At 43.7% G+C, this 25,408-nt stretch carries 20 protein-coding genes; 10 read left to right on the top strand and 10 right to left on the bottom strand.

The genetic code is table 11. The annotated features are described in order from the left end of the window. The first annotated feature begins 499 nt into the window (after positions 1–499). The 4 genes from AB4585_RS13525 (at position 500) to AB4585_RS13510 (ending at position 3,678) form a co-directional block, all read left to right on the top strand. Positions 500–1,270: an ABC transporter ATP-binding protein gene (locus tag AB4585_RS13525; protein ID WP_004736532.1), complete on the top strand. Its 771-nt coding sequence runs from the start codon at positions 500–502 to the stop codon at positions 1,268–1,270. A gap of 137 nt (positions 1,271–1,407) precedes the next feature. After that, complete coding sequence (locus AB4585_RS13520) at positions 1,408–2,178, top strand: ABC transporter substrate-binding protein (RefSeq protein WP_372170043.1); 771 nt, start codon at positions 1,408–1,410, stop codon at positions 2,176–2,178. 79 nt (positions 2,179–2,257) lie between these two features. Next, positions 2,258–2,998 carry an ABC transporter permease gene (locus tag AB4585_RS13515; RefSeq protein WP_017062124.1) on the top strand — a complete coding sequence of 247 codons (741 nt, stop codon included), beginning with the start codon at positions 2,258–2,260 and terminating at the stop codon, positions 2,996–2,998. A gap of 2 nt (positions 2,999–3,000) precedes the next feature. Beyond that, entirely contained in the window at positions 3,001–3,678 is a 678-nt protein-coding gene (locus AB4585_RS13510; protein WP_017062123.1) for an ABC transporter permease, read from the top strand. A gap of 70 nt (positions 3,679–3,748) precedes the next feature. Here AB4585_RS13510 and xthA read toward each other — a convergent pair whose 3' ends face one another. The 3 genes from xthA to emrD form a co-directional block, all read right to left on the bottom strand. Next, the gene (gene xthA, locus AB4585_RS13505; protein ID WP_010437369.1) at positions 3,749–4,555 is read right to left on the bottom strand and encodes an exodeoxyribonuclease III; all 807 of its coding nucleotides are present in this window, start codon (positions 4,553–4,555) and stop codon (positions 3,749–3,751) included. A gap of 169 nt (positions 4,556–4,724) precedes the next feature. Next, positions 4,725–6,815: a S9 family peptidase gene (locus tag AB4585_RS13500; protein WP_372170077.1), complete on the bottom strand. Its 2,091-nt coding sequence runs from the start codon at positions 6,813–6,815 to the stop codon at positions 4,725–4,727. Between the two features lie 334 nt (positions 6,816–7,149). Then, on the bottom strand, positions 7,150–8,355 hold the full coding sequence (emrD, locus tag AB4585_RS13495) for a multidrug efflux MFS transporter EmrD (RefSeq protein WP_017072247.1): 1,206 nt from the start codon (positions 8,353–8,355) through the stop codon (positions 7,150–7,152). Positions 8,356–8,853: 498 nt separating this feature from the next. On the opposite strand from emrD, the gene AB4585_RS13490 reads away from it, so the two are divergent. Beyond that, a complete protein-coding gene (locus AB4585_RS13490; protein ID WP_017070026.1) occupies positions 8,854–10,971 on the top strand; it encodes a methyl-accepting chemotaxis protein in 2,118 nt (705 codons plus the stop codon). 112 nt (positions 10,972–11,083) lie between these two features. Here the strand turns inward: AB4585_RS13490 and AB4585_RS13485 are convergent, their stop codons facing one another. From AB4585_RS13485 to dinG, 5 genes are all read right to left on the bottom strand, one after another. Then, positions 11,084–12,217, bottom strand: a complete 1,134-nt coding sequence (locus AB4585_RS13485) for a cupin domain-containing protein (protein ID WP_017070025.1) — start codon at positions 12,215–12,217, stop codon at positions 11,084–11,086. A 43-nt stretch (positions 12,218–12,260) separates the two neighbouring features. After that, positions 12,261–12,431 (bottom strand): pleiotropic regulatory protein RsmS, encoded by a 171-nt coding sequence (rsmS, locus tag AB4585_RS13480; RefSeq protein ID WP_017055021.1) that lies wholly within the window; start codon positions 12,429–12,431, stop codon positions 12,261–12,263. Continuing rightward, positions 12,421–12,969, bottom strand: a complete 549-nt coding sequence (locus AB4585_RS13475) for a primosomal replication protein (protein ID WP_017070024.1) — start codon at positions 12,967–12,969, stop codon at positions 12,421–12,423. The genes rsmS and AB4585_RS13475 overlap by 11 nt, the downstream gene beginning before the upstream one ends. Before the next feature lie 22 nt (positions 12,970–12,991). Beyond that, positions 12,992–13,771 carry a TSUP family transporter gene (locus AB4585_RS13470; protein WP_017062114.1) on the bottom strand — a complete coding sequence of 260 codons (780 nt, stop codon included), beginning with the start codon at positions 13,769–13,771 and terminating at the stop codon, positions 12,992–12,994. Positions 13,772–13,899: 128 nt separating this feature from the next. Beyond that, positions 13,900–15,975, bottom strand: a complete 2,076-nt coding sequence (gene dinG / locus AB4585_RS13465) for an ATP-dependent DNA helicase DinG (protein ID WP_372170041.1) — start codon at positions 15,973–15,975, stop codon at positions 13,900–13,902. A gap of 513 nt (positions 15,976–16,488) precedes the next feature. Between dinG and AB4585_RS13460 the strand changes: the two genes are divergently transcribed. Together AB4585_RS13460 and AB4585_RS13455 are read left to right on the top strand one after the other, a co-directional pair. After that, complete coding sequence (locus AB4585_RS13460; protein WP_104216125.1) at positions 16,489–17,508, top strand: porin; 1,020 nt, start codon at positions 16,489–16,491, stop codon at positions 17,506–17,508. A 74-nt stretch (positions 17,509–17,582) separates the two neighbouring features. Then, on the top strand, positions 17,583–18,218 hold the full coding sequence (locus tag AB4585_RS13455) for a DUF2057 family protein (RefSeq protein ID WP_372170039.1): 636 nt from the start codon (positions 17,583–17,585) through the stop codon (positions 18,216–18,218). A 58-nt stretch (positions 18,219–18,276) separates the two neighbouring features. Here AB4585_RS13455 and AB4585_RS13450 read toward each other — a convergent pair whose 3' ends face one another. Beyond that, positions 18,277–19,005 carry a pseudouridine synthase gene (locus tag AB4585_RS13450; RefSeq protein WP_017062110.1) on the bottom strand — a complete coding sequence of 243 codons (729 nt, stop codon included), beginning with the start codon at positions 19,003–19,005 and terminating at the stop codon, positions 18,277–18,279. A gap of 321 nt (positions 19,006–19,326) precedes the next feature. On the opposite strand from AB4585_RS13450, the gene AB4585_RS13445 reads away from it, so the two are divergent. After that, positions 19,327–21,552 (top strand): NADP-dependent isocitrate dehydrogenase, encoded by a 2,226-nt coding sequence (locus AB4585_RS13445; protein ID WP_017067848.1) that lies wholly within the window; start codon positions 19,327–19,329, stop codon positions 21,550–21,552. Positions 21,553–21,879: 327 nt separating this feature from the next. Here AB4585_RS13445 and cspD read toward each other — a convergent pair whose 3' ends face one another. After that, positions 21,880–22,101, bottom strand: a complete 222-nt coding sequence (gene cspD, locus AB4585_RS13440; protein WP_004736548.1) for a cold shock domain-containing protein CspD — start codon at positions 22,099–22,101, stop codon at positions 21,880–21,882. A 585-nt stretch (positions 22,102–22,686) separates the two neighbouring features. Here cspD and clpS point away from each other — a divergent pair. Together clpS and clpA are read left to right on the top strand one after the other, a co-directional pair. Continuing rightward, complete coding sequence (clpS, locus tag AB4585_RS13435) at positions 22,687–23,007, top strand: ATP-dependent Clp protease adapter ClpS (protein WP_004737430.1); 321 nt, start codon at positions 22,687–22,689, stop codon at positions 23,005–23,007. A 39-nt stretch (positions 23,008–23,046) separates the two neighbouring features. After that, positions 23,047–25,320 (top strand): ATP-dependent Clp protease ATP-binding subunit ClpA, encoded by a 2,274-nt coding sequence (clpA, locus tag AB4585_RS13430; protein ID WP_017062108.1) that lies wholly within the window; start codon positions 23,047–23,049, stop codon positions 25,318–25,320. Positions 25,321–25,408 lie beyond the last annotated feature (88 nt).

Here is a 25,408-nt window from a genome sequence, read left to right as displayed (position 1 = left end):
TTCACAAATTGACGTTTACCTATCTTCTTCGAGCCTTTGTCGTCATGGCTCGAGTTCAATACTCAATTCTTACTGAGTTATTTCACTATTACTTGCTTCCCAACTGTTCCGAGTGAAATGCTTACAATGTAATAACCTTAAAATAATTGTGCCTTACGGTGTGTATGTAGTGTTGAGCGTGCAGATTATATTTTGCAGATCTCGGCGTATCTAAGTTCACAAAACTTGTTTTTCTTGTGAGACATCAAGCTACGTGAATCTCATTTTGATTAACTTTATTTAAACAATGTAAGGGGTGTAATTGCAGCTTATTGATAGAACTCATTCATTAAATTGAGGCGAAAACGCTACCTTTTGCATAATAAGTCAGAGTGAATCGCTATTTATTCCAATTTATCAGGTTAATAATTTGTTGCATGTTGTTTCGTGTGGTGCTAGTTTGTATCGCATGAAAAGGTCGGAGTACCTTGCATTTTCACAAACTTGGGAGAGAAAGCGCATGAAAGATGTACCAGCGCTGGACATAAAGGATCTACACAAAACGTTTGGTCAAAATGAAGTTTTAAAGGGAATTTCACTTTCTGCGCATAAAGGCGATGTTGTATCGATTATCGGATCTTCAGGGTCGGGTAAAAGTACTTTCCTTAGATGTATCAACCTTTTAGAGACACCAACTGCAGGCGAGATTTGGGTTAATGGCGAATTAATTCAAATGAAAAACAACCGCCAAGGCGTATCTGTTCCTGCCAACGAAAAACAAGTACAGCGTATCCGTTCACGCTTAGCGATGGTTTTTCAAGGCTTCAATCTTTGGTCTCACCTGACCGTTCTCGAAAATGTTATCGAAGCACCCGTTCACGTATTAGGTGTACCTAAAGCACAAGCGATTGAAAATGCAGAGCTACTACTTAAAAAAGTAGGCTTGTATGAGCGCAAAGATTACTACCCAGGTCATTTATCCGGTGGACAACAACAACGAGCGGCAATTGCTCGAGCGTTAGCGGTTGATCCGGAAGTGATGCTGTTTGATGAGCCAACATCAGCACTTGACCCTGAGTTAGTAGGGGAAGTACTTGGTGTAATGCGAGATCTAGCAGAAGAAGGAAGAACCATGCTTGTGGTAACACATGAAATGGCTTTTGCTCGTGACGTATCAAACCATGTGATGTTCCTGCACCAAGGTCTAGTGGAAGAACAGGGCGATCCAGCTAAACTGTTTACGGAACCTGAATCTGAACGTTTACAACAATTTATCTCATCGATTTACTAATCAGAATTGAAACGCCGTTGCCAACGGTAAACAGCGACGGTGTGAACAATAAAACACAACAAGTAAGTTAATAAGCAACAACAAACACAATATTAAAACTAGCAAAACATAAAAACCTAAATCACAGGAGTAGGGATATGAAAAAGTGGTTATTAGTCGCGGCACTTGCTGCAACTGCTGCAACGGGCGTAGCTCAAGCAAAAGAATGGAAAACAGTACGCTTTGGTATTGAAGGTGCTTACCCTCCATTTAGCTGGACAGAAGCTGACGGGTCACTGAAAGGCTTCGATGTCGATATGGCTAACGCACTTTGTACTGAAATGCAGGTGCAGTGTAAGATCGTTGCACAAGACTGGGATGGTATCATTCCTTCTCTACTTGCTCGTAAATATGATGCGATCATCGCGGCAATGTCTATCACGGAAGAGCGTAAGAAAAAAATCGACTTCACTGGTAAATACGCACTTATCCCAAACAAGTTCATCGCTAAGAAAGGTGCAGGCCTTAACTTTGATGATCTAAGCGGTCAAAAGATTGCAGTTCAACGTGCAACAACTCACGATAAATACCTAACAGACAACTACGGCGATACAGTAGAGATCGTTCGTTACGGTTCATTCGACGAAGCTTACCTTGATCTAGCAAACGGTCGTGTTGCTGCTGTACTAGGTGATGCATCTGCTCTAGAAGAAGGCGTGCTGAACAAAGCTGGTGGTGAAGACTACGAGTTTGTTGGCCCCTCTCTAACGGAGCCTAAGTGGTTCGGTGAAGGTATGGGTATTGCTGTTCGTAAGCAAGACAAAGATCTGACTAAGCAATTAGATGCGGCAATCCTTTCACTACGTGAAAAAGGCATCTACCAAGATATCGCGGCTAAATACTTCAACTACGACGTATACGGTCAGTAATCTTTAGCGTCAATTCTTAAGGGAGAGGTTCTCCTCTCCCTGTCTTACCAACTTTTTCGCAGTTCTGTTGGAATCCATTATGTTTGATTTACAAGGATATGAAGCGTCGATCCTGAAAGGGGCGGTGCTCACAATCGAAGTTGCCTTGCTGTCGCTAATTTTAGCTATGGTTCTTGGTATGCTAGGTGCCTTAGCAAAACTCGCGCCTTATCGCTGGGCTCGTGCTATTGCAACCCTCTACACAACCGTCATTCGAGGCATTCCAGATCTCGTACTGATGATGCTGATTTTCTTTGGTGGACAAATCCTTTTAAACAACAGTTTGTATTCCATCAACGAGTGGCTCAACGAGTGGTTTGCATCCAGTGATCCTAACCACGAATGGACCGCTTACTTACCTGATTATATTGATGTCAGCCCATTTGTTGCTGGTGTCTTAACCATAGGCTTTATTTTCGGTGCCTATATGGCAGAAACGTTCCGTGGTGCCATCATGGCTGTCGACAGCGGTGAAATGGAAGCGGCAAAAGCTTATGGTATGAGCCCTGTAAAGGCGTTTCACCGCATACTGCTACCGCAGATGATTCGTCACGCATTACCGGGTTTTGGGAATAACTGGCTGGTATTACTTAAAACCACTGCGCTGGTTTCGATTATTGGCCTAGAAGACATGGTACGTGTTAGTGCACTGGCGGCGGGTTCAACCAAAATGCCATTCACTTTCTACATGACTGTGGCGATTATCTTCTTATTCTTCACCAGTGTTTCAACGGGCTTACTTAAGCTGGTTGAACGTAAATTCAGTATCCACGCGAGGTAGTTATGGACTTTTCATTGATAATTGAAAGCCTGCCGATTTACCTTGGTGGTTTATGGACAACGGCTTGGATGGTTTGCGTTGCTTTGATCATTGGCTTATTCGTCGCCATACCACTAGCTATCGCTCGTAACAGTCCAAATATGCTGATTAATGCTCCGGCTTGGTCATTCATCTATTTCTTCCGTGGTACGCCATTACTGGTTCAGCTGTACCTGATTTACTACGGTATGGACCAATTCTTCCCAGTGAAAGACACATTATGGGAAAACGCATGGTTCTGTGCTTTGGTGGCATTCATTCTTAACACGTCAGCTTATACCGCAGAGATCATTCGTGGTGCGATTAACGGCTTACCTAAAGGTGAAGTCGAAGCAGCAAAAGCTTACGGCATGAGTACACCGAAGACTTACCGTCGTATCATTTTACCAAGTGCTCTGCGTCGCGCATTGCCGGCTTACAGTAACGAAGTCATCTTCATGCTTCACGGCTCTGCGGTAGCGGGTATCGTAACCATTATGGACTTAACCGGTGCAGCACGTTTGGTTAACTCACGTTACTATGCCCCATTCGAGTCTTTCCTAACGGCAGGTCTGTTCTACATGGCACTAACGTTCATCATCATCGCGATTTTCAAATTCGCAGAGAAGCGTTTCCTTGCTTATCTAAGACCTCTTAGCTAATTGCACGGTATTCACACAGTTAACAAAACGGCGCTCATTGAGCGCCGTTCTTATTTTCAGACTTTGTTGTTTACTTAAACGTCGACCAAATCGGAGCGTGATCTGACGGTTTTTCAATGCCGCGTAGCTCGTAATCGATGCCAGCTTCAGTACACTTATCAGCAAGCTTTTGAGTCGCTAGGACTACATCAATACGCAGGCCGCGGTTGTCTACGAAGCCTTTTGAGCGGTAATCAAACCACGAGTATTGATCATTCACTTCAGGGTGCAGCAAGCGGAAGCTGTCTACAAAGCCCCAGTCCATCAATGTTTTCAACCATTCGCGCTCTTCTGGTTGGAAAGAACATTTACCAGTTTTTAACCAACGTTTCGCATTAGGTTCACCAATGCCGATGTCTGCGTCGATAGGGCTGATATTAATGTCGCCCATCACAATCACTTGCTCATCTTTGTTGTGATAATCGTTTAAGTAAGTCATTAAGTCTTTATAGAACTGGCGTTTGTACGGGTATTTTGTTTCATGCTTGATGTTATCCCCTTGAGGGAAGTAGCCATTTAGCACGGTAACCTTTTCACCATTTTCATCTTCAAACGTCGCCATGATCATGCGTTTTTGATGGTCTTCATTATCTGTTGGGAAACCCTTCTGCACAGAAATAGGCTCTTGCTTACACAACATTGCCACACCGTAGTGGGCTTTTTGACCGTGGAAGTAAACCTTATAGCCCATTGCTTCAACATCAGCAATTGGGAAGGCTTCATCGTGCACTTTTATCTCTTGCAGACCAATCACGTCGGGTTGGTGTTTGTCGATAATAGCTTGCAGTTGGTGAAGGCGGGCTCTAAGACCGTTGATGTTGAAGCTAATTACTTTCATTTGTTTTTATACCTCTCGTAAACCTTTGTCACTGCTTGTTTTTAAAGGTTTTTGATTTGGTGGATTTCATGGTTCATCGTATTTAACCATGCTTAATAATTTCTGTCGCCACTTTGTAGAGACAAAATGGCGACATTAAATGATGTGAATACTTACAGTTACGTAGAATCTATTGAGTCTTAAGTAAATCCAAAAAGAACGCGTATTCAAGTGCGTCTTCTTTTAATCGTTTAAATCGGCCAGAAGCGCCACCGTGACCGGCTTCCATATCGGTTTTGAACAGCAATACGTTGTTGTCTGTTTTCATTTCACGCAGCTTCGCAACCCATTTCATTGGCTCAAAGTACTGCACCTGTGAGTCATGCAGGCCTGTCGTTACCAACATGTTCGGGTAGTTTTGTACCTTAATGTTGTCGTACGGTGAGTACCCCAGCATGTAATCGTAGTAGGCTTTATCGTTCGGGTTACCCCATTCGTCATACTCATTGGTGGTTAGAGGGATCGATTCATCGAGCATGGTTGTCACAATGTCTACAAACGGAACATGTGCACCAATACCACGGTACAGTTCTGGTGCTTGGTTGATGATTGCTCCTATCAATAGACCGCCAGCAGACCCCCCAACGGCGAACACTTTATCTTTCGCGCCGTAGCCTTCTTCAACAAGCTCTTTGGTTACATCAATAAAGTCGTTGAACGTGTTTTGTTTGGTCAGTTTTTTGCCATCTTCATACCAAGGGCGACCAAGCATTTCTGAACCGCGGACATGTGCGATGGCATAAACAAAACCTCTATCCAGTAGGCTTAGGCGAGTTGAGCTGAAGGTAGGTTCAATCGTAGAGCCGTAAGACCCATAGCCGTATTGGTAGATTGGGTTAGTGCCGTCTTTCTTAAATAAGTCTTTACGATAAACCAAAGAGACAGGAACTTGCTTACCATCGCGAGCCGTAATCATGATTCGCTCTGATTGGTAGTTATCCGCTTCGAAATCACCTAATACGGGTGTTTGCTTCATGAGCTCGGATTCACCTGTACTTAGGTCGAAATCATAGTAAGTACCTGGCGTGGTTAAGCTGCTGTAATAGATACGAACTTTTGCGTTATCTAATTCATAGTTACTCGTTAGGTAAGCGGCAAATGCGGTGTCGTTAAATTCAAGTGGAAACTCGTGGCCTGTTGAGAGTTGGCGAACTTTCACTGTAGACAAGCCATCCGCGCGTTGCTCGTAGACAAGATGGTCATCAAACAACTCGAAATCTACAAGCTGAGTATTATCGTCTGCTGGGATGACATCGACCCATTTTGAGCGATCATGCATCTCTTCAGCTGTGACTTTCATTAAACGGAAATTGACCGCTTGGTAGTTGGTGTAGATGTAATACCAATCACCTAGCTTAGCGATGCTGTACTCTATGCCGGTCTCTTTTGGGTAGAAAGCCTCAGCTGTAGCCTTTGGGTTGTTGGCATCGATGACTGAGACACCGCTGGTTTCTGTGCTCGAATGCCAAATGTAGACCTGTTCACCATCTTTGCTTTTACTCAAAGAGGTGTAGTAAGCACTATCGGTCTCTTCGTAGATTAACTGATCGCTTGCTTGAGCGCTGCCTAAAACGTGGCGGTAAACTTGATAACCTAGCAATGTTTGTGGATCTTTTTTGATGTAGTAGAAGGCTTGGTTGTCGTTTTGCCACGCGATAGCACTTGAAGCGCCTTCAATTTCATCTTTTAGGTATTCACCTGTTGTGAGGTCTTTGATCTTGATGGTGTAAATTCGTCGGCTCAGCGTATCTTCGCCATAGGCCAACAAGTTTTCGTCTGGGCTGATCGTTAAGCCACCAATACTGAAGAATTCATGCTCTTTTGCTAGCTCGTTAACATCTAAGATGACTTGCTTGTCTGTGCCTAAAAAGTTTTTTTCACGCAGGTGAACTGGGTATTCGTTGTCGCCTGTGACCTTATTCGAGTAGTAGTAACTGCCTTTGCGAACCGGTACCGAATTGTCGTCTTTTGCGATTCGGCCTTTGATCTCTTGAAATAATTGTTTTTGTGCTGCTTCTGTATGTTTTAACACTGTATCTGCGTACTGATTCTCTTGCTCAAGCTGTTGCAAAATCTCTAGATCTTGGCGTGCATCATCGCGCATCCAGTAGTAATCATCGATTCGGGAGTCACCATGAATCGTCATTGCGTGAGGGACTTTCTTAGCAACGGGTGCTTGGGTTTGCTGAGCGACGAGCTGTGATTGAGAGTAGTGGTTCATGGTTGATATTCCTTGATTGCTGCATCCGGCGACAAGCGCTATTGATACGACTAATGTGGTTAAAGCGATACGCATCTATATATCCCTAGTGTGCACCTTACTCTTTTTGATGCCAGCATCCTTTGTTGGTTGGGTATCTTCCAGTGATATTATTTATAATTGGATTCTGGATATGCACCTTCATCGTAAGTGTCTGTTATTGTTTTCAAAAAATCAAAGTAATGTTAAATGAAATTACTGATACGTGAGAGTGGAAGGAATAAATGTGCAACAAAAAGGGACACACTTTTCAGTACGTCCCTTTCCTTTGTTTGGGCAGGATTCGAGCTTTACGTTAAATAGCCAATGGCATTTCATTTGAGTGGTCAGGTTTACGATTAACCCAACGTAAACCAAGCATAGCGATGAATGACATTGCAATCATCAAGCAACCGAGTGGCAGTTGGTCTTGAGCTGGGAAGAACGATGCCAATAGTGTTGCGATGCCAGCACCTAGATTTTGCATACCACCTAAAATCGCACCTCCAGTACCAGCGTGGTACGGGAATGGCGAAAGTGCCCCTGTTGTTGCTGCTGGGAATAATATGCCAGCGCCCAAGAAGTAAATTGTGGCACCGCCAATCAAAGTTAATGCTGTTGTTTGACCAAACAGACCCGGTATCAATACCACTGTTGAGCCCACCAATATAGCTACTAGACCAACATTCAGTGCGCGGCGCTCAGAGCGACGTTGTGCGATGTAACTAGATAAGCCTGCACCGACTAAGTAACCTGGAATAGGCAAGACAAACAGCAAGCTTACTGTGGTTGCCGGTAAGCCAAGTACGCCACCAAGCAACACACCTGCAGCTGCTTCAAATACGGCTACACCAGCAAAGGTTGCGACTAATACTAATAAGAAACCTTGGAAACGTTTGTCAGACAGAACAAATTTGTAGCTGTTGGCAACCGATTCATGCTTGCGTCGTTCTTTCGGCAGTGTTTCCATCATGCTCGTCATCATAGTGATCACAACAGCAATGCCGAACAGCGCAAGGAACAAGTAGCTAGAACGCCAGCCGAAAGCTTCGGTTAGGTAACCACCTAATACAGGTGCCATCAATGGTGAGAAAATCACACACATGCTAATCAAGCTGTTTGCACGGTGCAGTTCTGCGCCTTCAAAACAGTCGCGAGTCAATGTACGAGACATCGCACCGCCACAACCGATGCCTAGACCTTGGATAAAGCTACCTGCTAAGAACCATTCATATTCGTGAGCGAACAATGCTACCAAAGTACCGATGATGTAGATGATCAAACCAATCACGATGATCGGTTTACGACCTAGGCGATCAGAAAGTGGGCCGTAGACAAATTGCGACAGACCATAAGGGATCAAGTAACACGCCATCACCGCTTGCAGTGAAGATGCCGAAACTAAGAACTCACCTGCCATATGACCGATAGAAGGCACGTACATCGTTTGAGTCATTTGACCTACGGCAGTGAGAATAGCGATTAAAAAGGTAAGTTTCGCTAATGGAAACGAGGCGGACATTTGCGTATCTCTCCAAAAATTAAGACGTAAAAAGCCTTAGCGCTCCATTAAAGGAGAGCCAAATGAATAAAGTGATCAGGGAATCTAGGCGCGAGATATTAGAGCTTGATTGCGGGCTTAGCAATCAAAAAGTGTGAAGTTGAGCAAGATAAAAATCTATAACTTGGATTATAAAAACTAATCCGAAATCGCTACATTTTAAAGAGGGAGAGGGTGGAGTAGGCTTCCTTTAAATATCGATGTTTTGGCTATGTCCAAAACGCTAAAACCTAAGCAACACAGCTAATGATTATATGAGTACATCATTTTAAATCACAGAAAAAGGAAGAAAACACACTCTATTAACATTTGTATAAACTTTCGTTTTATATGTAAGCAATTTGTGCTGTAATTATCCGCTAAGCTATTCGTCTAACTCATTTACATTGTGTACAGCAATTCGTTGTCGATGTGATAGTTATGGTTATGGAAGTCTTTTGGCTTAAATAAGGATATTAAATGCGCTCTCTATCGGTACAGTGGAAAATAACCCTCTTAGCAGGTTGTTGTTTAATCATTACGTCACTGTCTCTTATTGGTTTCTCGATCTACAACGCAACGAGCAATCAACAAGTCATCAAATCTCAAAGTTCAGAATCAGTTATCAATAAAACTCAGCAGTTGCTGGCGTCTGTTTCTCAGCTAAACGCTCAAGAAACTCAACGTTATGTAGACGAAGCTATTTACCGCGCAGAGATGCTTGCGGCCAGTGCTCAGTTTCTAAAAAACAATGCAGACGAAAACTTTACACCAAGTGAAGAGCTTCGTACCGCCTTGGATGAAATGGTTCGTCGCTCGGTTTTAAACTTCGACTCTATTCAAGGAGCGTATCTAGTTTTCAAGCCTGACTTGCTCGATAGTGAAGATGCGAATTATGTCGATGCTGATTATGTTGGTTCTAACGAAAAAGGTCGTTTTGCTCCTTACTGGAAGGTGGCAGATAACGGTGAAAATGTTCTAGCGAACGTTCTTTCAGAATCTATCTTGAATGATGACAGCAATAGCGAACGTTTTTACTGTCCTTTGTCTTCAGGGCAAACGTGTATTAGTACGCCGAGAGTCGTGAACAGCGGTGGTGTAGCACTACTTACGTCCTCTATTTCAGTCCCTATTTTGGTTGACGACGTTGCTATTGGTTTTCTTGGTATTGATCTAAGACTCGATGGTTTAACCAGTGTGATTACGCAATCTGACCAGAGCTTGTTTAACGGTGCGGGTAAAGCTTACGTGGTTAGTCTAGATGGTTCGGTCATCGCTTCTGATGATTCAAGCATTGCAGTCGGTTCAACTTTCCAAAGTGGCAATACAAACAGTGATTTAATGACCGACTTTATCTTTGGTGGTGAAGTGACAACGCAATGGAGCGAGAACGGTGAGTGGTTACTTGCCTTTGCACCTGTTGTTGCAGCTAACCAAACTTGGGGGGTGTTGTTTGAGATCCCAAGAGACAGTGTCGTCGCTGACGCAAATAAATTGGATTCCATCATTAGCACTAAGCTAAGTGAAGGCATCAAAACAGAAGTGATCGCCGGTACAGTGTTTATTATCTTTGGCTTAGCCATTATCGCGTTTGCCTCGTTGTCTATTGTGAAGCCGATTCGTCAGGTTGTGGAAAGGTTGAATGACATCGCTTCAGGTGAAGGTGATTTGACGCAGCGCTTGGAAGTGAAGTCTCAAGATGAAATCGGTCAGTTGTCAAAAGGATTTAACCTGTTCCTAGATAAGCTGCAACACACAATCAAAGAAGTCATTCACACCACAGAACAAGTGGCAAATACTACCAGCCAAGCGAAAGCATCAGCATCAAGTACTCGTGAAAGCAGCGAGTCTCAATTTAAAGAAGTGGATCTAGTCGCGACAGCGGCCGAAGAGATGACTCAAACTGCGGGCTTAGTGGTACAAAATGCAGAAGTGGCCGTTGATGCAGCGTGCGAAGCGAATCGTTCTGCTCAACAAGGGCAACAAGTCATCGAACTTTCAGCAGGTGAAATGAGAAAGCTGGTGGAGCGTATGTCGAGTGCTGTTCCTATTGTTGAAGAATTGGCAAAAAATAACGGAAACATCACCGAGATCTTAAGTGTGATTGAAGGGATCTCTGAGCAAACTAACTTACTGGCATTGAACGCGGCGATTGAAGCGGCTCGTGCTGGCGAACAAGGTCGAGGTTTTGCTGTTGTTGCGGATGAGGTAAGAAACCTCGCAAGTCGCACCCAGTCATCGGTTGGTGAGATCAGAGCGGTGATCGACAAGGTTCATGCTGGAACTCAAGATGTCGTTGAAGCAATACAAGAAGGCAATATCCTAGCTAACGATACAGCACTACACGTTCAGAAAGCAGTTGAAGATCTGGGGTCGATCTTTACTTCTATTGAGGCGATCAGTGATATGAACAGTCAGATCGTTCGAGCAGCCGAAGAGCAACAATCGGTTTCCGGTGAAGTAAATCAAAGCGTGGTTAATATTCGCGATTTGAGTGCGAAGATCTTGGAGCAAGCCGCGGCTTCTGAGCAAGTCGGCAATGAAATTGACCAACTGTCTCAACAACAACAGAAGTTGGTCAATCAGTTCAAGGTATAAGCATTAAGCCTTAACCAGTTCTTGAATAGAAAAAGGGACAAATGAAGATTTCATTTGTCCCTTTTTTAATTGTTTATTTAGAGGCTATGCAATAACCAGCGGTTGACGCTGCTTACTCTTCGATAAACCAGTAGCCTTTGTTGACCAATTCAGTCACGACAGTTATGCCCGAAGGAGATAGGGCAGTAGCCGAGGTAATCATGGTCTCATCGCAAAGTATGTTGAGTAACGAAGAATCCGCTTCATCAACCTTAACCACTTCGCCATTGATGTAAGCAGTGTTGCTTTCATTTTCGTGGTAGAGCGCCTTTAAGCCTGATACTCGGTGAATCTCACCTTCAGACTCTAAGTGTTGAGCGATCTCTTCTTGAGTCCATAGTGGCTCTGGAGCAACGATATCAAGCTGGTGGCGTGATTGGCTTAGCAGACAACCCATGAATTCACTGATGGTTTCAGGTTGCTCTAGTGCAGATTTCAACATGTCTGTGAGATTGCTTAAATCCGATGAACGAATTTTTCCGTAGCCTTCTTGCATTTTGAATTCTGGATCGTGCAGGTGTACGTCACCCATATCATGAGCAAGCACAAAATCGGCAAAGTTGCTGATCAGTTCTTGTTCTTTAGGCGAGCGGTAGCCAATAGAGTAGCTCATTGACGGCTCTAACGTGCTCCCTTCATGTGGGAAACCTGGTGGGATATAAAGGATATCGCCCGGCTCTAAAGTTTCATCAATGATTGGGTCAAAACCTTCAATTTGACGAAGTGCAGACGCTTGAACAGTCTCTTTGTATTGGCCAACATCTTTAGCGCCAACCTTCCATTGACGTTTGCCTTGACCTTGAATGATGAAGACATCGTATTGATCAATATGTGGGCCTACGCCGCCTTCAGGTGCTGAGTAGCAGATCATGAGATCGTCGAATAACCAGTTTGGTAACGCTTGGAACGCCTCAGTCAGCTGATTTGCGCCTTGGTGCCAGTGGTTCGCTGCTTGAACGATCAGTTGCCAATGAGTTTCGGTTAATTCGCCAAACTTTTCTTCAGAGAATGGGCCGTGTTCTGCAGTCCACTGATTGTCGAGGTTAGAGACAAAGCGAGAATCCACTTCTTCTTCCATCGATAAACCAGCAAGTTCTTCCGGCGAAATTGGGTCGACGAAGTTTTGGAAGCCACCCTTTAAGATGGTTGGTTTTTTATGCCAGTAGTTTTCAAGAAACTCGGGCATAGAAAAGCTGAGTTGGTACATGTGAATCCTGTATATTTTTATGCTAGATGCTAGATGCTAGATGCTAGATGCTAGATGCTAGTTTGGCTTGTAAATCTTGCTGGACAATTTTGATTGCTTCTAACGCGACTTTTGGATCGATTTCGTTGCTTTCGAGCAGATAGATCAGGTCGACAGCTAACTTAACTTCTTCTGGTGCGTTATCCAGTGGTGATGGTGTGTTATCAGTGTTCATTTCGCTTAGGGTTCTCTAAGTTAATCAGTCTCTCAATATTTTTCATTGAGTCTTCACAGCGTTCTAATCGCTCTTTTGCTAACTGCCAAGCCTCTTCCGCTTTTTTCTTACTGTGGCGAGGCGCAGAATCAAACGCTAACTTTCGTACTCGTACTAAATCGACCAATCGCTTTTGCCAGTCTTGGTGCTGGGCGAGTTCGTTGTATAGGTCGTTCAGGGTTTTCCCTGACTTGCTTTTTCGGTCCAAGCGTAAATCGTGGTTGGCTAACTCTCTTTGGATTGCTGCAATCTGATTGGTCAGCTTTTCTGTCAGGTAGTTGGCTCTGGACGCGGTCAGTTGATTTGAGGTTTGTTCACGTACAATGGTGCGGTACGTTGCCTGAGTTTCAAGTGCATAGGGAAGCAAAACAGAGGCGCCGCATTTAAATAAGGCTCGGTCAAACAAGGCTTGATGATAAGCCCCTCGAGATTTGTCAACCTGCGAGCAATGGCCAATCAAGGTATCAATAACACTTTTTAGCTTTGAAAATTGATTCATTTCACTTCCCGTTGGCTACTGCCTATAAGTTCACAAACCAAGCTTCGTATGCCAGTTTAATTGCAAGTACGCTTACAACTGTAACAAACACAGGTCTTATAAATGTAGCACCGAACCGAATAGCAGAGTGAGCGCCAACAAATGCACCGGCCATCAAACAAAGGCCCATGGTTAAACCTAGAACCCAATCAATATGACCAAGAATCGCGAAGGTCACCAAAGAGGTAAAGTTACTGGTAAAGTTCATGGCTTTGGATAGACCAGAGGCAAGTAAGATGTTTAAGCGATAAAGCGCCATAGAGCTTACCGTCCAAAACGCGCCAGTTCCTGGGCCAGCAACCCCATCATAAAAGCCAAGAATGAATCCTTGGTACTTTTGTTTTCTCTTAAGCACAGGGCATGGCTTAGGAGACACATTATGGCTCACATCTGGAGTCTTATGAAAAATGGTATAGACCGCTGCGGCAAGAATGACTAACGGCAATACCTTCTCTAACCACTCGGTGCTAATGGCATCAACAGTGAGTGTGCCGATGGTCGCACCTATTAAAGTAGATATGAATGCATTGACCCAACACTCAGGCTTGAACAGCTTTTTACGGTAGTAAGTGAATGCAGCTGTAGATGAAGCGAAGGTTGCTGCAAGCTTGTTAGTACCCAATGCGATGTGTGGCGGTAAACCAAGTGACAGTAAAGCTGGAACGGTTAACATCCCTCCGCCACCTGCGACAGCATCAATAAAGCCTGCTGCAAATGCAACCAGAGCAAGTATGACCAACATGGTTGGCTCAATCATTTCCATAAATAGCTAGTGTTCTCGTTATCGGCTGATAGGGCAGCCACATGAAAAATCTATGGATTAGTCATGTTGGGTTGTGAATGCAAGGGCCTAGCGATGAAGGCCCATAACTACCTCAAGGGCAGGGGATATTAGTATTTTATTGTTCTTTTAAAAGGCGGTAGTGAATCGAGTAGGGACTTTCCGTATCGCTTCGTTACTATGCGTCTATCAAGGATCGTGACTTTACCAGAATCTCTTTCCTTACGCAGTAGTCTACCCACAGATTGAATAAGCTTTTTACTCGCATCTGGAACAGTAATCTGCATAAAAGGGTTACCACCGCGTGATTCAATATATTCTGAATGTGCTTGCTCTACGGGAGAGGTAGGAACACCAAAAGGAATCTTGGTAATAACGAGGTTTTCAAGAAGCTCACCCGGTAGATCAAGACCTTCAGAAAAGCTGCCAGTTCCAAAAAGAACGCTGGTTTTACCTTGGTCTATTAGCTTTTTATGTTTTTTTAGAATTTCAGTTCGTGAAGTATCGCCTTGAACCTGCAATGCCCACGACTTTTTAACGAAATCTGTTGTTAAAGCCTCTGCAACTTTGTTCATTTGCCAGTAAGAAGAGAATAGAACGAGATTGGCTTTTTTGTCTTCTATTACCTTAGGCAAAATTTCAATAAGATATTCGGTAAACTGAGATGCTTGTGGTTCGTACTTCATTGCCGGAACGATCAGCTCAGCTTGATTCTGGTAATCAAACGGTGATGCCAAAGCCAAAAACTGTACGCCATCTTCTGCTTTTTGGCTGATACCTGCTTGATGACAGAAAAAGCTAAAAGAGTTGAGCGCTCTCATGGTCGCAGATACTAATACCGCACCAACACAACGGCTCCAGATTTGCTGGTCCAGTTGCCAACCCACCTCTAGTGGCGAAACATTCACAACGAAATCGCCTTCGCTTTCTTTATTCAGTTCGAGCCAACGAGCTAAAGGAGCGCCTTTTTCTCTCTTCGGTTCAGCCATTAAGCGCCAAACTTGAGCAAGGTTCTCTGTTCTTTGTATATAGAAGCCAATTTCTGCGAGTGCCGGCTCTGCAAGTTTTGCTGAAAGCTCGCCGTCTTTAACTCGTTCTGCAATTAGGTCTGCAATCTTCGCAACGGCTTGGCTCGCCTTTTGTGTGAGCTGCTTGAGATCTTTAGATTCATTCTCTAGCCACTCAGGTAAGTCGCCATGTTCGAAGCGATACAAGCCGTCTTCAAAGTGGTTAGCGTCAAACTGTTTACTCATTTGAGTCAGGGTAGGGATCAGCTGTTGCACTGAGTCTTGCAGCTCATTTCGAAATCGATGGACACGTTTCTCGTCAGCGAGGCCTGAAAGCTTAGTGATTGATTGATTCAAACGCTCCAACCACGATGCTGCGCCTTTTAAGCTCGCAGCCGCAGAAGAGTGATCTCTGGCTACATGCGGTAAATGGTGAGCTTCATCGAATATATAGATGCTATTTTCTGGTTCAGGCAGTATCACGCCGCCGCCTAAGTCTGCATCAGCCATCACTAAACTGTGATTGGCGATAATCACGTCTGCTTTATCTAGCTCTGAGCGAGCTTTCTGGAAAGGGCAGTCTCTATGCGTAGGCATACTGTTGTTACAACTATGCTTATCGCTGACAATCATCTGCCAAATCATGTTGTCGATGGGTTTTGGCCACGAATCACGGTCACCATCCCATTTACCTTGGGTTAGGCTACGATACATGGTTTGAAGTTGGTCGATATCCTTCTTCTTTGGCTTAGATTCGAACATGGCCATTTGTCCGCCATCAACCCCGCAGGCAGCGGCTAGCTTTTCGGAACAACAATAACGCTGTCTGCCCTTCGCTAATATGAAAGAAAACTCTCGATCAGTCAGTCTTCTATATAGAGGGAGATCTTTATTGACGAGCTGTTCTTGTAGCGCAACCGTCGCCGTTGATATGACTATTTTTCGGTTATTGAGCACAGCGACAGGAATAGTTGCCATTAAATAAGCCAGTGATTTCCCGATCCCGGTTCCCGCTTCTGCAACAATCATGCGATTACTTTTGTGGTATTGACCACAAAGTGTCTTCGCTATTTCTGCAACAAGGTAATTTTGAGCACGTCGAGGTACAAAGTTGTCCAACTTATCTTGGAGGTTTTGATAACTGGTGCGAATAGATTTTTGAATTTTAGTAGTTAGCATACTGTGACCTACGTAACGGAGCGAGGATAGTAGCACATATCACTAGTCGGTACATTTACGGTGAAATAGCTTGCTTTTGAATCAAAGGTAGATCTTGTTCACAAAAAAAAACTGAACCATCAGGAACTTAACTATTTTATTTATGTTGCGAAATATAAATATTAAAAAAGACTTGCTTGTAGGTGTTAAATCCTGAGATGTGGCGTTTTTACAAGTTGTTTGTGGTGTTAAATGCTGTTTTGTTCTTTTTTTGGATTATTATATTTCCTGGTAAAACTAAGGATAAGCTGCTCGTAAAACTATGAAAAAAAATGTAAGTAGTTGATTTTGATTGCTTTGTGTTTTTTTTAGGTTTGTTTTTAGTTTATTTGACACGCAGGATAATCTTTTGCAATCTAGACCTCGAAATTTAGTGACGGTGATTAACCAACAAAGAGTGGTAATGACCAGTCATAAAAATAAAAGGGAACCGGGCAAGGATCTCCCATTCTTAGAAAAGGCAGTGGATTTATTATGAAAAAGACTCTATTAGCGCTAGCTATCGCAGCTACAGCAACTTCTGTAAACGCAGCAGAAATTTACTCTAACGACGATACTAAAGTTGGCCTAAAAGGCGAGGTAGATATCTACCTATCTCAATCTGAAGTAGACAAAAACCTAACTGAAACAACTAAAAACGAAGCTGACGTTTCTACTTGGGCTAAAATTCAACTAGACGCTGAGCAGAAGCTTAACGACCAGTTCACAGCATTCGCATCTTTCGAAATCGAAACTGACGGCAGCAACGCTAAGTTCGATGACGTTCTAGCTGGTTTTAAAACTGACACTTGGGGTATGGCTTTCGGTGAAACTGGCGACCTAGCAGAATCTGCTGACGCTATCCAGAAAGATGATATCACAAACGAAGGTAACTACATGGGCTCTACTGGTGGTCACCACCGCGAGTCTTCTGGCCACGGCGCTGTATTCAAAGGTCAATTCGTTGAAGGTTTCACAATCGTAGCTGACGTTAACACTGATTCTACTGAAGACGTTGACAACACTTACGGTATCTCTGCAGATTACGCATTCAGCAACTTCTCTATCGGTGCTTCTTACATCACTGGTGACGCTGCTAAAGACGTAGATTACTCTCTTGCTGGTGTTTCTGCTTCTGCTGAATTTGGTGGTTTTTACTTAGCGCTTACTTACGCACAGTTTGAAGGCAACCAAGGTTACGGTTACTGGGACCTATCTGACATCGCTGCTGATTCTTACGGCAACGGTGAAACTATGGGTATCGCAGCTGCTTACCAAATCGACGCTGTTCGTCTATACGCTACATACTCTGTAGCAACAACTGACGAAATCGCTACAGCAGCGGGTACTTCTAAGATCTCTGATATCGACTCTACTAACCTAGTTGTTGGTGTTGATTACGCATTCCGTGACAACATCCTATTCCTAGCTGAATACCAAACTGCTGATTTCGAATACGCATCACAAACTCTAGATGCTGACGGCGTTATCGCTGGTGTTTACTACACATTCTAATCTGTAGTTAACTATGCTATACAAAAGCCAGCTATTAGCTGGCTTTTTTACATTTATTGATTAAGGAATCGTACATGAACAAGTGGTATTTGAGTTTTGTCTGTCTATTCTCTGCACCATACGCAACGGCTGCTCTTGATTTGGCTTCTGGTATTTCGCTAAATACTTTGAACGGTGAGGTTGTTGAAAGTGTGGAAGACGCTGTATTCACCTCAGGTGAAAACCAACTCGTTTTAGATTACACAGGGTATTTGAGCGATAAAGGCAAACGCGAGTTTATCAGTACAGTTCCTTACATTATGGTAGTTAATGTTCCCGAAAATGCTGATGTTGATATTGATCTTCTAAGTAGAAAGTACGCTAAAATCGAAAAAAATGTAGACAGAGAACTTCCTATATTCAGTATCTCTGTAAACGGTGATGATGCAGAAGTCGTGCAAGAAGTTTTGCCTCCATCTCAAGGTGCACTGCCTTACAGCGATATCCCTCAGTTGGTTAAAGACTACAACCAAGAAAGAGGCTTAGTTTTTGATTCAGGCAAGATTCGTTCGTTGAAAGAAGAGCTAGCGGCGGTACAAACTGGAGCAACGGTAGCTGGCGACAGTACTGTGCAAGAGTCTGAAAATACGCTTCAACTTAAGCTATGGTATTCAAGAGCAAATGAAGAAGAGCGTAAAGCATTCCAAAAATGGTTAATTGACCAAAAGTAATCAATCTTCACGTACAAAAAAGCGAGACGTAAATCTCGCTTTAATATATTGCTATGAGTTAAATCTCTTTCCACTCACCAGGCTGCAGCTGCCCCACATTCATATTACCCATTGAGTAACGGATAAGACGCAGGGTAGGGAAGCCGATATTGGCTGTCATTCGTCTTACCTGACGGTTACGTCCTTCAATGATTGTAATAGCCAACCATGTTGTCGGTATCGCGGCTCTGAAGCGTACTGGAGGGGTTCTATCCCACACAACAGGTTCAGACATCACCTCAACCTGAGCGGGCAGTGTCATGCCGTCTTTTAGTTCGACACCTTTTCTCAATTTATCTAAATCTTCCTCAGAAGGTGCGCCTTCAACCTGTACCCAGTAAGTCTTTGGGGATTTTGAGTTTGGTTGAGTTAGCTTAGCTTGAAAAATACCATCGTTGGTCAAGACCATTAACCCTTCGCTGTCGCGGTCAAGGCGACCTGCAGCATAAACGTCTTTCACTGGAATAAAGTCCGCTAGCGTTTTTCTCCCTTCGCCATCTGTAAATTGGCTTAGAGTATCGAAAGGCTTGTTGAACAGAATTACTTTGCGATCTTCGAGCGCAACCTTAGGTTTTGCATTGGTAGGCTTGCCTTTATATCGGTGCTTGCTTGAGTGAGATTTGTTGTGCGAATTGCCAGTGTTATTCTTATCACTGCTTCGGCTTTGTCTATTACCGCTTTGTTTTAATGTTGCACCAGAACGAGCCGGTTTGTCTGAACGAGATGCGCTGCGTGAGCGAGTAGACATGTTAACTACCTTGCAAAAATGTAAACGAAGTGTGCTGAAAAGTTTTCACTGAAACGGAATTGAGCTATCATTTGCGCGCCTAAAAGACACAAAATAGAACAAGTTGATGGACTCTTAAGCCTGATTTGTTTAATTATACCTTCGTGTTTTATTATAACAACGCACTCACGGATTTGGTTCATGCTGTCATCAAGATTGTATGAAAAATAAGATAGAGTACGACTATCGAGTAAGCAGTTTTCACTCTTAGAGTGGCTTACTGGTCAATTTATAACACGCTCACTACTTTAAATGAGCTTGTAAGAACTATAGGGAAATTTCATGCCTACTGAAAAACCAACGATCATCTATACCATTACAGACGAAGCTCCGGCGCTAGCAACATACTCTCTGCTGCCTATCATTCAATCTTTTACAGCTTCTTCTGGTATTAACGTTGATACTCGCGACATTTCACTTGCAGGGCGTATTATTGCCAACTTCCCTGACTATTTGAACGAAGAGCAACGTATTGGTGATGCATTAGCAGAACTAGGTGAATTGGCTAAGACACCAGAAGCAAACATTATCAAGCTTCCAAACATCTCTGCATCTGTACCTCAGCTTCAAGCAACAATCAAAGAGCTACAGTCAAAAGGTTACGCACTTCCTAATTACCCAGAAGAAGCAAACACTGACGAAGAGAAAGCAGTAAAAGCGACTTACGACAAAATCAAAGGCAGTGCAGTAAATCCAGTATTGCGTGAAGGTAACTCGGATCGCCGCGCTCCACTTTCTGTTAAAAACTACGCGAAGAAGAACCCACACTCAATGGGTGCTTGGTCTGCAGATTCTAAGTCGCACGTTTCAAGTATGGACGACAAAGACTTCTTCGGTAGCGAAAAGTCAGTAACCATTGAAGGTGCTACAGAAGTTAGCATTGAATTCGTTGGCAAAGATGGTGCGAAGAAAACATTGAAGCCAGCTTTTGCACTGCAAGATAAAGAGATCATTGATGCGTCAGTGATGAATAAGGCCGCTTTGGTTGCATTCTTCGAAAAAGAAATCGCATCGGCTAAAGAGCAAGGTGTACTGCTTTCTCTTCACTTGAAAGCGACGATGATGAAAGTATCTGACCCAGTGATCTTCGGTCACGCGGTTAAGGTTTACTACAAAGACGTATTTGCTAAACACGGTCAGCTGTTTGAAGAGCTAGGCGTTGATGTAAATAACGGCATCGGTGATGTCTACGCGAAGATTGATGCGCTTCCTCAAGAGCAGAAAGAAGCAATCGAAGCTGACCTGCAAGCGGTATACGAGACTCAGCCACCACTAGCGATGGTTGATTCGGACCGTGGCATTACTAACCTACACGTACCAAGCGATATCATTGTGGATGCATCTATGCCTGCAATGCTGCGTTCTTCTGGTCAAATGTGGGATCCAGAAGGTAAGCAAAAAGATACCAAAGCAATGATCCCAGATCGTAGCTACGCGAGCATTTACCAAGCGGTTATTGATTTCTGTAAAGAGAACGGCGCGTTCGATCCAACAACGATGGGTAGCGTACCAAACGTTGGCTTGATGGCTCAAAAAGCGGAAGAGTACGGTTCTCATGATAAGACTTTCATCCTTGAAGCTGCTGGTCAGGTTCAAGTTGTTGACGCTTCAGGCGCTGTGCTTCTTGAGCAAGACGTAGAGGAAGGCGATATCTTCCGTATGTGTCAGGTTAAAGATGCACCAATCCAAGACTGGGTTAAGCTTGCGGTAACGCGTGCTCGTGCATCGGGTGTTCCAGCGGTATTTTGGCTAGATGCGTCACGCGCACATGATGCTCAGCTTATCAAGAAAGTTGAAGCATACCTTCCTGAATACGATACCGATGGTCTTGAAATTAAGATCCTTGCTCCACTTGAAGCGACTCAATACTCACTGGTTCGTATCAAAGAAGGCCTAGATACTATTTCGGTTACTGGTAACGTATTACGTGATTACCTAACTGACTTGTTCCCGATTTTAGAGCTTGGTACATCAGCTAAGATGCTATCGATTGTTCCACTAATGAACGGTGGTGGTCTGTTTGAAACAGGTGCTGGCGGCTCTGCTCCTAAACATGTTCAACAAGTAGAGAAAGAAAACCACCTGCGTTGGGATTCTCTAGGTGAATTCTTGGCACTAGCGGCATCTCTAGAGCACCTGAGCGTAGTAACAGGTAACGCTAAAGCACAAGTTCTAGCTGATGCGCTTGATAAAGCGACGGGTGAGTTCCTTGATAACAACAAGTCTCCTTCACGTCGAGTAGGTGAGCTTGATAACCGTGGTAGCCACTACTATCTAGCGGCATACTGGGCTAAGGCGCTTGCTGAGCAAACGGCTGACGCTGATCTTGCTGCTGAGTTTGCAGGTGTGGCAAGTCAACTGGCTGAAAGTGAAGAAGCGATCGTTGCAGAGCTGAACAACGCTCAAGGTGTGGCTGGCGACTTAGGTGGTTACTACCTACTTGACGATGCATTGGTTTCAACACTAATGCGCCCAAGCTCAACGCTAAACGCGTTTATTGATGCATAGTGATTGGACTCATCGTTAGTCAGTCATGAACGTGATTTGCTAACGAGTTGCTTAGGCTGATAGCTAAGTTATAGATAAAGTCAAAACGAAAGACGCTTTAACGATAATGTTAAAGCGTCTTTTTTCTGTCTAATACTTCTTAAGACCTAGCTTAAGGGGAGTAGCTCTTCGAGCTCATTGTCCAGTGAGCAACTTTAGAGCCCCCAAAACGAAAAAAACCGCTCACGTAATCCTGTGTTACAGGTATTAAATGAGCGGTTTCAATATTCTGTTTACCTGTCAGCCGTTAATGACGACTGATGGAGGTTAACATGAGTTTGCATTCGCCTATTTTGCGGCGCTGCCTTCTACAGGAACAACGGAGCTAGCATGCGAGCCTTTAGGTCCACTTTCTACTTCATAGTCGACCTGCTGACCAGCCTTTAAGGTTCGATAACCTTCCATTTGTATTGTGGAGTAGTGCGCGAAAATATCGCCGTCTTCACCTTCTGGACAAATAAAGCCAAACCCTTTGGCATTGTTAAACCATTTTACTGTACCTGTAGCCATGCTATACATCCCTCATGCATTTTGTTACTAACGTTGTTATATCAATTGTTGTAAGTGCGATTGATATCATTCCTACCAGCTAAAGAATTTCAGCTAATAGCTTGAATCTCGTACATTGCTTACGGAAATTAACGCTACCCTGCGTAATTATTCCTTATTGTTAATTTTTGAAGCGTGTTACTGATTTTAATTCATGTTGCAAAAGTGTATTAAAAAACCTTTTAGCTCCAATGTAGCTAATGATTGAGCACAGTCAATAGTAAATTGGTATAAAATTGATCAATTTTAATAACAAATCACATTCGAGATTAACCGCAAACTATTAACCAAATAGTAACTTAGCGGTAATATTATCGTTAGTATCAATAGTTATGGCGTCTTTTTAATCAACCACATATGTTAATCTTGTTAATCGAGATCTTTTATTTGCAGCGATGGAAATGGTGGATTAGGCTCAGTATAGAGGAATATTTTTTGGTACTGTTTCTAGGTGCAGTTTCTTAGTACACGGTAAAGCGTGAATGTGGTAAATTTGAGTTAGGTAAACACTCACGACTTCCGAAAAATAACCCTTAGCAAAGCGATATGAGCAGAAACTTTGAATGGGCATCTCCAGGCTCAGATTTACTGGAGAAAGAAGCAACAAAAGTAAAGCCACCGGCGATGTATAACGTTGTGTTGAATAACGATGACTACACGCCCATGGACTTTGTAATCGAGATCCTAGAGCGATTCTTCTCACTAGATATCGAAAAAGCAACGGAAGTGATGCTCAAGGTTCATTATGAAGGTAAAGCTATATGCGGCACATACAGTGCTGAAATAGCGGAAACAAAGGTAGCGCAGGTCACGATGTACTCAAAGGAAAATGAGCATCCGCTACTATGTACAATGGAGCAAGTATAAATTGCTCGAACAACACTGTTGTTCCCTTAGGAGGTACTTATGCTAAATAAAGAATTAGAGACGAGTTTAAATGGCGCATTTGCTCGTGCGCGAGACAAGCGACATGAATTCATGACTGTCGAACACCTCCTACTAGCATTATTAGAAAATGATGCGGCCAAGGAAGCGCTCCAAGCTTGTCAGGCTGATCTCGATGCTCTTCGCAATGAGCTCGATATTTTTATCGATCAAACGACCCCACTTATCCCTGAAAGCGACGAAACTCGCGAAACTCAGCCTACGTTGAGCTTCCAACGAGTACTTCAACGCGCAGTTTTTCATGTTCAATCTTCAGGTCGCAGCGAAGTAACAGGTGCTAACGTACTTGTGGCTATTTTTAGTGAGCAAGAATCTCACGCGGCATATCTTCTTAAGAAAAACGACATTAGTCGCTTAGATATTGTTAACTTCATCTCACACGGTATTACCAAAGCGAGCAACGAAGGCGACAGTCCTTCATCATCCGATTCATTTGGTGGTGCAGAAAATGCTGAAGAAGCTAACTCTGAAGACCGTTTAGAAAATTTTGCTACTAACCTTAACGAAGTCGCAAAGCAGGGCAATATTGACCCACTAATCGGTCGTGACAAAGAGCTAGAACGCACTATCCAAGTTCTGTGTCGTCGTCGTAAGAACAACCCTCTGTTAGTGGGTGAAGCGGGGGTAGGTAAAACTGCCATCGCGGAAGGTCTTGCATGGCGCATCGTTGAAGGACAAGTGCCTGAAATCATTCAGAGCAGCGTAATTTATTCTCTAGATATCGGTTCACTGTTAGCCGGAACCAAATATCGTGGTGACTTTGAGAAACGTTTTAAAGCGATTCTTAAGCAACTGGAGAAAGAAGAAGACGCGATTCTGTTCATCGATGAGATCCACACCATTATCGGTGCCGGGGCTGCATCGGGTGGTCAGGTTGATGCGGCAAACTTAATTAAACCACTACTAAGCAGTGGCAAATTACGTTGCATCGGTTCAACAACGTACCAAGAGTACAGCAGTATTTTTGAGAAGGAGCGTGCTTTAGCTCGTCGCTTCCAGAAAATAGATATTATTGAACCATCGCTAGACGATACGACCAAGATCCTGATTGGATTGAAGCCAAAATACGAAGCTCACCACGAAGTGCGCTACACCAACAAAGCGTTGCGTGCCGCTGTGGAACTGTCAGCTAAATACATTAATGAACGCCACCTTCCTGATAAGGCCATTGACGTAATCGATGAAGCGGGCGCTCGTAGTCGTTTGGCACCTGCAAGCCGTCGTAAGAAAACGGTAAGCGTGGCTGATATTGAGTCAATGGTTGCGAAAATGGCGCGTATTCCTGAAAAGTCAGTATCGTCTTCAGACAAAGATACACTCCAGAAACTGGATGAGCGCATGAAAATGTTGGTATTCGGACAAGACCCTGCAATCGATGTATTGAGTGAAGCGATTAAGCTGACCCGTGCTGGATTGGGTGCAGACAATAAACCTGTTGGTTCATTCTTGTTTGCTGGTCCTACTGGTGTCGGTAAAACAGAGGTGACTGTTCAGCTGTCTAAGTTGATGGGTATTGAGCTTCTGCGCTTTGATATGTCTGAGTACGGTGAGCGACACTCAGTGAGCCGCTTGATTGGTGCGCCTCCTGGTTATGTTGGTTACGACCAAGGTGGTTTGCTAACGGATGCCGTAATCAAGAACCCGCACTCTGTTGTGTTACTGGATGAAATCGAGAAAGCTCACCCAGATATCTTTAACTTGCTACTGCAGGTAATGGATAACGGCACGCTAACTGACAACAATGGTCGCAAAGCGGACTTCCGCAATGTGATTCTAGTGATGACGACCAACGCAGGTGTGGCTGAAACCGAGAAGAAATCGATCGGCCTGATCCAACAAGATCATGCGCCAGATGCGATGGGCGAAATCAAGAAGGTATTTACTCCTGAGTTCCGTAACCGTCTTGATAATATCATTTGGTTCAACAGCCTTGACCCAAGTGTGATTAGCCAAGTAGTTGATAAGTTCATTGTCGAGCTTCAGGTTCAACTGGACGCTCGTGGCGTGTCTTTAGAGGTTTCTGAGGATGCTCGTCACTGGTTAGCTGATAAAGGCTATGACAAGACCATGGGTGCTCGTCCAATGGGACGTGTGATTCAAGAGAAGCTTAAGAAACCACTTGCTAACGAGTTACTGTTCGGTAGCTTGGTTGATGGCGGTACGGTTAAAGTATCCCTGAAAAAAGACGAATTGGATTTCATCTATGTTGGTGCTAAAGAAGAGGTCATGCACTAACGAAGTGATTGATAAATCAAAGGCTTAAATATAAAACGCATGACTTAGGTTGTGCGTTTTTTTATGCTTGCGAGATGCGAGATGCGAG

This window comes from Vibrio sp. 10N.222.49.C9, from assembly GCF_041474985.1.
Taxonomy (GTDB): domain Bacteria; phylum Pseudomonadota; class Gammaproteobacteria; order Enterobacterales; family Vibrionaceae; genus Vibrio; species Vibrio crassostreae_C.
The sequence above is the reverse complement of the archived record's forward strand: the minus strand, read 5'-3'. Positions and strand labels throughout refer to the sequence as shown.